The organism is Phenylobacterium sp., assembly GCF_024508875.1.
GTDB lineage: Bacteria > Pseudomonadota > Alphaproteobacteria > Caulobacterales > Caulobacteraceae > Phenylobacterium.
In genome coordinates this window covers 1-12,215 of record NZ_JANINU010000180.1, presented here as the reverse complement: position 1 = coordinate 12,215, position 12,215 = coordinate 1, and the positions used below count along the sequence as shown (strand labels likewise).

Sequence of the window (12,215 nt, the reverse complement as noted above, 5' to 3'; positions counted from 1 at the left end):
CCCATATCCAAGCCGCCTTTCCTCCCCGACGGGCCGATGACCGATTTCACGCAACACCTAGCCGCGCTGGGTCCGATCGCGATTGCGCTGGGCGCCGCGTTCGAAGGGCAGACGGCCGTGATCGCCGGCGGGGTGATGGCGCGCCAGCAGATCCTGTCGCCCGCGGTCGTGGTGCTGGCCGCAGCGCTGGGTTCGGGGATCGTCGACTACCTGCTTTTCGTCCTGGGCCGCAGCTTCCGCCATACGCGCTGGGTGCAGAAGGTTTCGACCAAGCCGGCGTTCTACCGGGCCCTGGTGCTGATCGAGCGCTACCCGGCGGGCTTCATCCTCAGTTTCCGCTTCCTGTTCGGCCTGCGCGCCGCCGGGCCGGTGGCCGTGGGCGTCTCCAGCGTCTCGACCCAGAAGTTCGCCATCCTCAACGCCGTCGCCGCCGGGCTCTGGGCGGGGGCGTTCGTGGCCCTGGGCTATGTGTTCGGGCCGGTGGTGATGAGCGTGCTCGAAAGCCTGTTCGCCCATGCGGCGCCGGTCGCCGCCGGCGTGGCCATCGTCGCCGTGGTGGTGGGCGTGGCGGTCTGGCGCTGGCGGGTGGCGGTGGCCCAGGAGCGCCCGGCGCCCTGACGGGCTCGCGCGCGAGTGGTAGTCTGCGGGCCATGCCCCGCATCCTGCTCCAGACCACGATCTTCCCCGATCCGGACAATTGGCACATCGGCCGGTTCTCGCGGCTGCGCGACCATCTGGCCTCGCTGGAGGGCGTGGACGTCGTCGCCCGCGACCGCGGGTCGCCGCCCGGCGAGACCGACCCGGTGCTCGGCGCGATCGACGGATCGGACTTCGATCAGCTCTGGCTGTTCGCGGTCGACGAGGGCGACGGGCTGAATGCCGAGGAATGCGCGGCCATCGGGCGGTTCCGCAAGGCCGGCGGCGGGCTGATGGTCACCCGCGATCACATGGACCTGGGCTGCTCGATCTGCACCCTGGGCGGGGTCGGCAAGGCGCACTATTTCCACACCAAGAACCTGGACCCGGACGCCAGCCGCAACTGCCGCGACGACGCGGACACCGCCAGCATCGACTGGCCGAACTATCACTCGGGCGCGAACGGCGACCACCAGGCGGTGGAGATCGTCGGCGCGCGGCACCCGATCTTCGAGGGCGTGGACCGCCTGCCCGCCCATCCGCACGAGGGCGCTGTCGGCGCGCCGAGCGACGAGCCGCTGGCCAGGGTGGTGGCGCGGGGCGTCAGTCGCGCGAGCGGACGGCCGTTCAACATCGCCGTGGTCTTCGAGGCCGGTCCGGACGGCGGCCGCGCGCTGGCGCAGAGCACGTTCCACCACTACTGCGACTACAATCTGGACCCGCGCGACGGTTGCCCGACCTTCGTCGAGGAACCGCCCGGCGACTCCATGGTCCGCGACCCCACCGCCCTGCCCGAAGCGCTGCGCTACTTCACCAATGTGGCGCGCTGGCTGGGCTGACTACCAGACCCCCACGTTCGGCATCGAGGCCCAGGGCTCGGCCGGCGGCAGGGCGGGTCCGGCCTGGAGCAGCTCGATCGAGATGTTGTCGGGCGAACGGACGAAGGCCATGCGCCCGTCGCGCGGCGGGCGGTTGATGACCACGCCGGCGTCCTTCAGCCGCTGGCAGGCCGCGTAGATGTCGTCGACGGCGTAGGCCAGGTGGCCGAAGTTGCGGCCACCCTGATAGGCCTCGGGATCCCAGTTGTAGGTCAGCTCGACCGTCGGGGCCTTTTTCTCGCGCGCCGCGTCCTCGTCGCCGGGGGCGCAGAGGAATACCAGGGTGAAGCGGCCGGCCTCGTTCTCCACGCGGGAGACTTCCTTAAGCCCGAGCTTGTCGCAGTAGAAGGCGAGCGAGGCCTCTAGGTCGGTCACCCGGACCATGGTGTGCAGGTATCTCACGGAAAAATCGTCCCTGGTTCGTTCGCGTACTGGCGGTACGACGCCTTACCCCGTAAAGCTAAGGCATAACGCTCGCGTCGAGCGCGAATGCTTGTTGCGTCACAACCACCGCAGCCCGCGGCCGATTAGACCCGCGCCGGTTCGTGACCGCAATTTCATTTGCACTGGCATAACGCGGGCATCAAAAGCAGGACAAGCCGCGCAAAGTCGGCAGACGTGTGTGACTGGGCGTACCGCGCACGCAGCTGAGATTGGGGATACAGCTCTATGCGTCTGAAGCCACAGTATATTTTTATCATCGCGATCCTCGCGTGCCTGGCGCTCTTCTTCATCATCCGCCCCCTGTTCGGCCGCGACTCGCACACCGCGCAGGCCAAGGCCCCGCCGGCGAACCCGGCGCCCAGCGTGCAGGTGAAGCTGACCCCCGAGACGGTGCGCGAGGTCGAGGTCGTGATGCGGGGCCGCACGGAGGCGGCGCGCTCGGTGATCGTGCGGTCGGAGACGGCTGGCGTGGTCGCCTCGACGCCGACGCCCGAAGGCAGCTTCGTGAAGCAGGGCCAGGTCCTGTGCCGCCTCGCCGTCGACGCGCGCCAGGCCAGCCTCGACCAGGCCCGCGCCGCCCTGAAGTCGCGCCAGTTGCAGCGCAAGGCCGCCGCCGAACTGGCCGCCAGGGGCTTCCGGTCCGAGACGCAGGTGCTGGAGGCGCAGGCGAACCTCGACGCCGCCCAGGCCGCCGTCCGCGCCGCCGAGATCGGCCTGCGGCAAGTGGAGATCCGCGCGCCGTTCGCCGGCGTGTTCGACCGGCGCGACGCCGAGGTCGGGACCTATCTGTCGCCCGGCCAGCCCTGCGGCACGATGATCGAGCTGAACCCCCTCTACGTTGTCGGCGACGCGCCGGAGACCGAGGCCGGCCGGCTGCGCGCCGGCGCGCCCGCCCGGGCGCGGCTGGTGGACGGCCAGGTGCTGAGCGGCCGCGTCCGCTATGTCGCGCGCGACGCCGACCCGCAGACCCGCACCTACCACCTCGAAGTGATCGTCGCGAACCCCGGCAACGCCGTGCGTTCGGGCCTGTCCGCCGAACTGCAGATCGCCGCCGGCTCCGGCCCCGCCCACCTCGTGCCGGTTTCGGCGCTGGTGCTGGACTCCGCCGGCCGCCAGGGTGTCCGCTACGTGCTGGCGGACGGCCGCGTGGCGTTCTCTCCGGTCAGCGTGCTGGAGGAGACCGGCGACGGCGTGTGGGTTCGAGGGCTGAAGGGTTCGGTCAACGTCATCACCGTGGGCCAGTCGTTCGTGGCCGACGGCCAGAAGGTCCGGGTCGCCCAGGCCCGCTAGGCCAGGGATGACCCGACGTGTTGGATTGATTGAGCGCGTTCCGGCGGCGACGAGGTCGCCCCTCCCGGAAGAGCGCTCGGGGGAAGCAAGATGATCGGTCCGCTGATCGACGGAGCCATCAAGCGGCGCAAGGTCGTGCTGGGCGTGACCTTCATCGCCTGCCTGTTCGGCTTCTTCGCCTATCTGACCATGCCGCGTGAGGCGCAGCCGGACATCAAGCTGCCCTACATCTTCATCGCGGTCCCCTTCCCCGGCGTGAGCCCGGAGGACGCCGAACGCCTGCTGGTGAAGCCCCTCGAGGTGCAGCTCCAGACCATCAAGGGCGTCAAGCACATGAACTCGGTCGCCCGGCAGAACCAGGCGATCGTGACGCTGGAGTTCGATCCCAGCTTCTCCACCGACAAGGCGCTGGCCGACGTGCGCGCCAAGGTCGACCTGGCGCGCGGGCGCTTCCCGCCCGACGCCGAGGAACCGATCATCCAGGAGCAGGGCTTCGCCGACCAGCCGATCATCGGCATCGTGCTGCACGGCTCGGCCCCCGAGCGCGAGCTGACCCAGATCGCCCGCGACCTGAAGGAGCGCCTGGAGGCCTCGCCCGGCGTGCAGGAGGCCTTCCCCAGCGGCGTGCGCGAGGAGCAGCTCGAGGTCACGATCGATCCCCTGCGCATGGAGGCCTACAACGTCACGGCCACCGAGCTGGCGCAGGTCATCTCCCGCAACAACCAGCTCGTGCCCGCCGGCAACATGCGCGCCGGGGCCGGCAAGTTCGCGGTCAAGGTGCCGGGCGTCGTGCAGGGCCCGGCCGACATCCTGAACCTGCCGATCAAGCGCGCGGGCGACAAGCTGGTCACCGTGGGCGACATCGGCGAGGTGCGCCGCTCGTTCAAGGAGCCGGACTTCATCACCCGCTACAACGGCGAGACCGCGGTGGCGCTGGACGTGTCGAAGCGGAACGGGGCCAACATCCTGGAGACGGTGAAGACCGTGCACCAGGTGGTCGAGGAGGAGTCCAAGCGCTGGCCCTCGACGGTGAAGGTGTCGTTCACCTACGACAACTCGGACTTCATCGCCCGCATCCTGAAGATCCTGGAAGGCGGCCTGGCGACCGCAAGCCTGCTCGTCATGCTGATCGTCGTGGCCAGCCTCGGCATCCGCCAGGGGCTGATGGTGGGCCTGTCGATCCCGATCTGCTTCCTGCTGGCCCTGATGGCCATGAGCTTCAGCAGCATCACCCTGAACCAGATGGTGATGTTCGGCATGGTGCTGGCCGTCGGCATCCTGGTGGACGGCGGCATCGTCGTCGTGGAGTACGCCGACCGTAAGATGGCCGAGGGCCTGCCGCGGCAGGAGGCGTTCGCCGCCGCCGGCAAGCGGATGTTCTGGCCGGTGGTCAATGGCACGCTGACCACGCTCTGCGCCTTCCTGCCGTTCCTGTTCTGGAACTCGATCACCGGGAAGTTCATGAGCTTCTTCCCGCTGACCCTGTTCTTCGTGCTGGGCGCCTCGATCTTCGTGGCGCTGATCTTCACGCCGGCCTTCGGCTCGCTGTTCGGCGGCAAGTCCGAGATGGACGCCGAGCACCTGGAGCAGATCGTCAAGTCCGAGCACGGCGACCCGACGCAGATGACCGGTTTCATCGGCTGGTACGCACGGACCTTGACCATGCTGTGCCGCCATCCGGGCCGGACGACTCTCGCTTCACTGGGCATCGTGGTCGCGATCGTGGCCTGGTTCGCGATGACGCCGCACAGGGTGGAGTTCTTCCCCAGCGAAGATCCCGAGCAGGTCACCGTCTATGTGAAGGCGCGGGGCAACCTGTCGCCCGAGGCGCAAGACCAGCTCGTGCGGCAGGTCGAGACGCAGCTCGGCACGATCCGCGGCGTCGAGGCCTACTATGTCCGCTCGGGGGCGTTCTCGAGCAACGGCGGCCCGAACTCGGCGCCCAACGACACGATCGGCCGTATCCAGGTCGAGTTCCAGAAGTACGACCAGCTCATGGCCCAGGGCCTGACCGGCCTGCAGATCAGTGAGACGATCCGCAAGCGCGTGGCCGACGTGCCGGGCCTGCGCGTCGAGGTGCGCTTGCCCGAGAACGGTCCTCCGACGGGCAAGGCGGTGCAGGTGCAGCTCACCAGCCGCGACCCGGCCGCCCTGAACCGCGCAGCCGACCTGGTGGACGCCAAGCTGTCGTCCGACCCGCAGTTCATCGAGTTCGAGGACACCCGAACGTCGCCCGGCATCGAGTGGAACCTGCAGGTCGACCGCGAGGCGGCCGGCCGCTACGGCGTCGACGTGCTGTCCGTCGGCCAGGCGATCCAGTTCCTGACCGGCGGCGTGCTGGTGGGCCGGTTCCGGCCGGACGACGTGCAGGACGAGCTGGACATCCGCGTCCGCTTCCAGGCCGACGCGCGCAACACCGCCGCGTTCGACCAGCTCAAGATCACCACGCCGTCGGGCCCGGTGCCGGCCAGCTACTTCGTCAAGCGGGTGCCGGCCCAGCAGGTCACCCAGATCCAGCGCCGCGAAGGCCAGCGCCTCGTGATCGTGCAGGCCAACGTGCAGAAGGGCGTCGCGGCGAACCAGAAGGTCGAGGAGCTGAAGCCCTGGCTCACGAAGACCCTGACCGACCCGGCCGTCCGCTGGAAGTTCACGGGGGCCGACGAGGAGGGCCAGAAGGCGGCCCAGTTCTTCATGGTCGCCATGCTGGTCTCGCTGTTCCTGATGGCGGTCATCCTGCTGTGGCAGTTCAACAGCTTCTACGGCGTGCTGGTGACCCTCTCGGCCGTGGCGTTGTCCACCGTCGGCGTGCTGCTGGGCGTGCAGGTGAACCTGGCCCACACCTTCGACTATGTGTCGGTGATCATGCTGGGCACCGGCGTGGTGTCGCTGGCCGGCGTCGTGGTCGGCCACAACATCGTGCTGGTGGACACCTTCTACCAGTTGCGGCGCGAAGGCCGCCCTGCGGACGAGGCGGCGATCCGCGCCGCCGCCCAGCGGTTCCGGCCGGTGATCCTGACCACCATCGTGACCGTCGCGGGCCTGCTGCCGCTGATGTTCCAGATCCACCCCGACTTCGGCGCCGGGATCATCGAGTCCCACGCCCCGGGCTCGGCGATCTGGGTGCACCTGTCGGCTGCGGTGGTCTGGGGCCTGTCGTTCTCCACGCTGCTGACCCTGGTGCTGACGCCCGTGATGCTGGCGGCGCCGAAGGTGGCGTCCCGCCGGTTCGGCTGGCTGCGCGACCGCACGATCGGCAAACCCAAGACCAAGCGCTCCACGGTGCTGCCGCCCGTCGGCAACGACGACGTGCCGCGGGCCGCGGAATAGGCCGTGGCGCAGGGACTGACGCACCGCATCGCCACGCCCGACGACGCCCCGGCCCTGGCCGAGGTGATGGCTGCGGCCATCGCCGAGCTGCAGAAGGGCTTCCTGGACCCGGCGCAGATCGAATCCAGCCGCACGATCATGGGCCTGGACCGCCAGCTCCTGATCGACGGCACCTATTTCGTGGTGGAGGACGCCGGCCGGATCGCCGGCTGCGGCGGCTGGAGCCGGCGGGCGACGCTGTACGGCGGCGACCACACGCCGGGCCGCGACGCCGCCCTGCTCGACCCCGCCACCGAGCCGGCGCGGGTGCGGGCCATGTACACCCATCCGGACTTCGCCCGGCGCGGCGTCGGCCGGCTGATCCTGCAGCTCTGCGAGGCGGCGGCGCGGGCCGAGGGCTTCCGGCGCGTGGAGCTGATGGCCACCCTCTCGGGCCGGGCCCTCTACAGCCAGTGCGGCTACGAGGACATCGAGGCGATCGAGGACGCCCGCGGCGGCGCGGCGGTGCCGCTGGTGCGCATGGGCAAGGCGATCTGAGGCGCCTCCGTACCCCTACGTAGGGGACGCTCCCAAATGGAGCCGAACGCCGGCTCCCAGTATCTCCAACCTCAGATGAGGCCCTCCCCCAGGCCGCTGATGTTCAAGGAGATCAACGTGATCGCCCCCCTCGCCGACTATGCCGTCCACCACCAGCCCCGCGGCCTGTCGGACCGCGTCGCCTTCGGCTTCGTGAAGGCCCTCCGCTTCTGCGCCGACACCTTCTTCGCCAAGCGGTACGGGCACCGGGCCGTGGTGCTGGAAACTGTCGCCGCCGTGCCCGGCATGGTGGGCGCGACGCTCAACCACCTGAAGTGCCTGCGCCGGATGGAAGACGACCGCGGCTGGATCAAGACGCTGATGGACGAGGCCGAGAACGAGCGCATGCACCTGATGACCTTCATCGAGGTCGCCAAGCCCACGCTGTTCGAGCGCTTCGTCGTGGTGGCCGCGCAGTGGATCTTCTACCTGTTCTTCTTCGGCCTTTACCTGATCTCGCCGAAGACGGCGCACCGGGTGGTGGGCTACTTCGAGGAAGAAGCCGTGATCAGCTACACCCACTACCTCGCCGAGATCGACGAAGGCCGGTCGGCCAACGTGCCGGCGCCGCAGATCGCCCGCGCCTACTGGAACCTGCCGGCCGACGCGACCCTGCGCGACGTGGTCGAGGTGGTTCGCGCCGACGAAGCCCACCACCGCGACGTGAACCACGGCTTCGCCAACGAGCTGGCCGGGCTGGCCGCGCCGGTGAAGGTCCGGGCCGTGTGGCCGCACGAGCCGTTGGAGCCGCACTGGAAGGAAGCCGCCTGATGGAGGCGTCCGCTCGCATCGGTCCCGGCGCCGCCGTCGGGATCGACGAGGCCATGATCGAGAAGCAGGTGCACACCTTCTACGGAAGGGTGCGCCTGCATCCGGTTCTGGGCCCGATCTTCAACGCCGCGATCGCCGACTGGGACGAGCACCTCGCCAAGCTGTGCGACTTCTGGTCGTCGGTGCTGCTGATGACCGGTCGCTTCAAGGGCTCGCCCATGGCCGCCCACGCCCGCAACCCGGGCATCGAGAACGAGCACTTCCCGCTCTGGCTCGACCTCTTCGCAGCCACCGCCTACGACGTCTGCCCGCCGGCGGCGGCCCAGATGTTCGTGGAGAAGTCGCGGATGATCGGCCGCAGTCTGGCGCTGGGACTGGCCGTCAGCCGCGGCGAGATGCCCCCGCTCACGACGCCCTCCTTCTGAACCGGAGCCCGCGCCCGTCGCCGGGATGCAGCGTCGCCGCTTCCACTTCAGATCGCCATTTCCAAAACCACTCTTTTTAGTGGACTCTTTCCGAGCGCAGCGCTCATCATACGGCGTTATCCAAACAGGCATCGGGGGCGACGATGGCGCAGAGGATCGCTTGGCCGCGCGTGGCGTGCGGCCTCATCATGACCTTAAGCCTGGGCGCCTGCACCAGCCTGCGGACACCCGCCCTCACCCTGTCGAAGGCGGGACAGCAGACCACCGCCGCCTCGGCCCAGTCCCTGCGCGGCGTCGCCGAGAACGTCGGCGGCCTGGTGGAGATGAACCTCGTCCGGCAGGCGGTGGCCGGCTGCGCCCAGGACATCAAGGGCCACGCCGCGGCCACCGCCGCCGCGGCAGCCGAGAAGAAGCCCGCGCCGCCGCCGCTGGTGTGCAAGCCCGTCACGTTGCCGGACGACGTGCCGGTGCTGCAGGCGAATAACGCGCTGGCCAATGTGATCCTCCTGCGCGTCAAGGCGATCAACAAGATCAACGACGCCTACGCCGAAATGCAGAAGGAGGCCGAATACGACGCGCGCGGTGAGCTGGAAGGCGCAATCGGGGAAGCGGCCGGCAGCGTGAACGGGCTGGCCGCCGCGGTCGCGGCCGCCGGCGGTCCGGCGCTAGGCGCGCCCCTGGCCGTGGCCGTGCCGGTCGTGAAGCGCCTCGCCGGAGAGTCGGCCCAGGCCGCCCAGAACCGGCGGCTCGTCGAGGCCAGCAAGCAGCTCAAGGCGATCGACCAGCGGCTCATCACCCTGCTCGCCGCCGAGCAGGACCTCTACGCCGGCATGGGCGCCTCGCTCGCCATGAACCGCAGCAACGTGACGGACGCGATGCTCGCCACCGGGGTCGCCGACCCCATGCGGCTGGTGAACGAGTTCACCACGGGCCTGGGCCTCAGCACCTCGCCCGACCTCAAGCCGGGGAACGCCCAATCGGTGGTGATCGCCCGCACAATGTCGAAGTACCGGGCCCAGAAGGCCGTCGCCGTGTCCGGCGCCACCTACGCCGCCAACGTCAAGGCGCTGAAGGCCCTGGTCGAAGAGCACGAGAAGTTCGAGACCGACGCCAGCAAGGTGAGCCTGGACGGCGTCACCGGCGCGATCGACGAGCTGAAGGGGTGGGCCGAGATCGTCCAGGAGGTCCAGGACGCGACCAAGGCGGGGGGTAATCCATGACCACGAAGGCCGAGAAGCTGGAGGAGTTCGCCAGAGCCTGGAGCGACGCGGACGCCAACTACGCGGACGACATCGCCGCCGCGGGCACGGACACGAAGCTGCGGCACGACATCGACCGCAACTGGTGGCAGCACCAGACCAACTGGGCGATGGCGGCCACCGCGGCGCTCGAAGAGAACAACGACAAGGTCGAGGCGCTCTACAATGAGGCGAAGACCGCGAACGATGCGATCGCCAAGGGCCGCAAGGACGCCCAGAAAATCACCAAGATCGTGAAGGCCTCGGGCGCGGTGGCGAAGTCGCTGGGCGGGCTGCTGAAGGCCTTGGCCTAGCCTTCCCGCGTCTGCCGCCGCCAGAGGGCGGCGTATTCGCCTTGGTTGGTTAGCAGCTCGGCATGCGTCCCCCGCTCGACGATGCGGCCGCGGCGCAGGACCAGGATCTGGTCGGCGTCGACGATGGTGGACAGGCGGTGCGCGATCACCAGGGTCGTGCGGCCTGCCTTCACCCGGCGCAGGGTCTCCTGGATCGCCGCCTCCGTCGGACCGTCCAGGGCGCTGGTGGCCTCGTCCAGGATCAGCAGGCGCGGGTTGGCCAGCAGGGCCCGGGCGATGCCCACCCGCTGGCGTTCGCCGCCCGAAAGCTTCAGGCCGCGCTCGCCCACACGGGTCTGCATGCCGTTGGGCAGGCCGTCGATGAAGGGACCCAACTCGGCCGCGTCGGCCGCCGCCCTCACCTCCTCGGCGGTCGCCTCGGGGCGCGCGAAGCCGATGTTGGCGTAGAGGGTATCGTTGAACAGCGCCACGTCCTGCGGAACCAGGGCGATGGCGCGGCGCAGTTCGGCCTGGCGCACCTCGCGCATGTCGACGCCGTCGATCAGCACCCGGCCCTCCTGCGGATCCAGGAGGCGCATGGCCAGGCGCACCGCGGTGGTCTTGCCCGAGCCTGACGGGCCGACCAGGGCGACGGTCTGGCCCGGCTTCGCGTCGAAGCTGACGTCCAGCAGGCCGGACGAGCGGGCGTCGTGCCGGAAGCTGACGTGGTCGAAGCCCAGGGCCGCGCCCTGGCCGCTGGCTGGCGGCAGGGCCTTGGCGGCCGCGGCGTCGACGATATCGGGCCGGATCTCCTTCAGGGAGACCATCTGCTCCATGTCGATGAGGCCCTGGCGGATCTCGCGGTACTGGAAGCCCAGCATCCCCAGCGGGGCGTAGAGGCCGGAAAGCAGCAGGATGGCCATGGTGATGTCGCCCACCTGCAGCCGCCCGTCCGTGACCTCGTAGCCGGCCATGACGGTCATGGCGGCCAGGCCCACGTTCAGGATCAGCGACTGGGCGCCGTTCAGCATGTTGAGCGAGCCGTTGGCCTTCGAGCTGGCGTCGACGTACTGGCTCATGGCCGCGCCGTAGCTCTCCACGAGGCGGCCCTCGGCCCCGAAGGACTTCAGGGTCTCATAGTTCATCAGAGCGTCGGACGAGAGGCCGGCGGCGCGGTTCTCGGCCTCGTTGAGGTCGCGTCGGTGCGAGAGCCGCCAGTCGGTGATCTTGAACGTGACCACGGCATAGACGACGAGCGTCGCGAAGGCGGTGAGCGCGAACCGCCAGTCCAGCCGCACCACCATCACGCCCATGGCCAGGATCAGCTCCACGAACGTGGGGCCCAGGCTGAAGATCAGGCTGCGGATCAGGAAGTCGGTGGAGCGCGCGCCGCGATCGATGACCCGCGACAGCGTCCCGCTCTGCTTGGTCTGGTGGAAGTCGAGCGACAGCGACAGGGCATGGCCGAAGCTCTCGACCGCCGCCCGCGCCATCGTGGACTGCGAGACACGGGTGAAGACGGCGTCGCGGGCGAAGGGCGCGCAGGCCGCCACCAGCCGCAGGGCCGCGAAGGCGATGGCCAGGCCGATGAAGCTTGCGCCCAGGACCACGCCGCCTTTCTGGGCCGGCGTCAGGGTGTTGATGGCGTCGCCCAGCATCACCGGAGCCAGCACGCCGCACAGCTTGCCGACGAACACCAGGGCCAGGGCCGCGGCGATCCGCAGACGCAGTTGCGGCGCGCCGGACCGCATGACCAACGCGGCCAGGTCGCCCATCGACGACCAGAAGTCGAACTTGGCGTTGGCCGGCTCGACCGAGCCGGGACCGCCCATGCGCGCCCGCGCGACGACGTGTGCGTGGGTCAAGCCGTCAGGCCCGCGGCTCGGTTGCGCGGCCGATGCGCGCACGGATCGGCTGGAACGCCCACTTCACGGATTTCCCGAAACTCCTTAACCCTGGACACAGGTAGTTGGGCTTGCATGCGCCATTGGCAAGCGGCCCAATGAGTTTTCCCAGGAGTACGTCTTATGCGGCGTCAGCGCCAACGCGTCGAATCGGCCTGTGTGTTCTGCGGATCGTCCGACGAGGCCGACGCCGAATTCCTGGCTGCGGCCGGCGGCGTGGGCAAAGCGCTGGCCGATGCGGGCATCAAGCTGGTCTATGGCGGTGGCGGCGTCGGCCTGATGGGCGCGGTGGCCCGCGGGGCGCACCTGGCCGGCGGCGAGGTGCTGGGCATCATTCCCACGTTCCTGGTCGGCAAGGAACGCGCGCTGGAGGTGGTCGAGCACATCATCGTCGACAACATGCATGAGCGGAAAATGCTCATGTTCCAGCGCT

Annotated in this window: 12 protein-coding genes; 10 read left to right on the top strand and 2 right to left on the bottom strand. The window is 69.4% G+C overall.

Features of this window, described 5'->3' with window-relative positions; all coding sequences use genetic code 11:
* Positions 1–36 precede the first annotated feature (36 nt).
* Positions 37–618, top strand: a complete 582-nt coding sequence (locus tag Q0L11_RS13990) for a VTT domain-containing protein (RefSeq protein ID WP_296598025.1) — start codon at positions 37–39, stop codon at positions 616–618.
* A gap of 32 nt (positions 619–650) precedes the next feature.
* Positions 651–1,475 carry a hypothetical protein gene (locus Q0L11_RS13985; protein WP_296598024.1) on the top strand — a complete coding sequence of 275 codons (825 nt, stop codon included), beginning with the start codon at positions 651–653 and terminating at the stop codon, positions 1,473–1,475.
* Here the strand turns inward: Q0L11_RS13985 and Q0L11_RS13980 are convergent, their stop codons facing one another.
* Complete coding sequence (locus tag Q0L11_RS13980) at positions 1,476–1,916, bottom strand: VOC family protein (protein WP_296598023.1); 441 nt, start codon at positions 1,914–1,916, stop codon at positions 1,476–1,478.
* A 267-nt stretch (positions 1,917–2,183) separates the two neighbouring features.
* Here Q0L11_RS13980 and Q0L11_RS13975 point away from each other — a divergent pair, with 267 nt between their 5' ends.
* The 7 genes from Q0L11_RS13975 to Q0L11_RS13945 all read left to right on the top strand — a co-directional run bounded on the left by Q0L11_RS13975 (position 2,184) and on the right by Q0L11_RS13945 (position 9,899).
* Entirely contained in the window at positions 2,184–3,248 is a 1,065-nt protein-coding gene (locus Q0L11_RS13975; protein WP_296598021.1) for an efflux RND transporter periplasmic adaptor subunit, read from the top strand.
* Between the two features lie 90 nt (positions 3,249–3,338).
* Positions 3,339–6,575, top strand: coding sequence for an efflux RND transporter permease subunit (locus tag Q0L11_RS13970; protein WP_296598020.1), 3,237 nt, complete (start codon positions 3,339–3,341; stop codon positions 6,573–6,575).
* A 66-nt stretch (positions 6,576–6,641) separates the two neighbouring features.
* The gene (locus Q0L11_RS13965) at positions 6,642–7,112 is read left to right on the top strand and encodes a GNAT family N-acetyltransferase (protein WP_296598055.1); all 471 of its coding nucleotides are present in this window, start codon (positions 6,642–6,644) and stop codon (positions 7,110–7,112) included.
* A 117-nt stretch (positions 7,113–7,229) separates the two neighbouring features.
* Positions 7,230–7,922, top strand: coding sequence for an alternative oxidase (locus Q0L11_RS13960; RefSeq protein ID WP_296598019.1), 693 nt, complete (start codon positions 7,230–7,232; stop codon positions 7,920–7,922).
* On the top strand, positions 7,922–8,347 hold the full coding sequence (locus tag Q0L11_RS13955; protein ID WP_296598018.1) for a group III truncated hemoglobin: 426 nt from the start codon (positions 7,922–7,924) through the stop codon (positions 8,345–8,347). Before Q0L11_RS13960 ends, Q0L11_RS13955 begins: the two co-directional genes overlap by 1 nt.
* 143 nt (positions 8,348–8,490) lie before the next feature.
* Positions 8,491–9,567: a hypothetical protein gene (locus tag Q0L11_RS13950; RefSeq protein WP_296598017.1), complete on the top strand. Its 1,077-nt coding sequence runs from the start codon at positions 8,491–8,493 to the stop codon at positions 9,565–9,567.
* On the top strand, positions 9,564–9,899 hold the full coding sequence (locus Q0L11_RS13945; RefSeq protein WP_296598015.1) for a hypothetical protein: 336 nt from the start codon (positions 9,564–9,566) through the stop codon (positions 9,897–9,899). The genes Q0L11_RS13950 and Q0L11_RS13945 overlap by 4 nt, the downstream gene beginning before the upstream one ends.
* Here the strand turns inward: Q0L11_RS13945 and Q0L11_RS13940 are convergent.
* Positions 9,896–11,710 carry an ABC transporter ATP-binding protein/permease gene (locus tag Q0L11_RS13940; RefSeq protein WP_296598054.1) on the bottom strand — a complete coding sequence of 605 codons (1,815 nt, stop codon included), beginning with the start codon at positions 11,708–11,710 and terminating at the stop codon, positions 9,896–9,898. The genes Q0L11_RS13945 and Q0L11_RS13940 overlap by 4 nt on opposite strands.
* A 195-nt stretch (positions 11,711–11,905) precedes the next feature.
* Here Q0L11_RS13940 and Q0L11_RS13935 point away from each other — a divergent pair.
* A partial coding sequence (locus Q0L11_RS13935; protein WP_296598014.1) for an LOG family protein occupies positions 11,906–12,215 on the top strand: 310 nt, incomplete at its 3' end.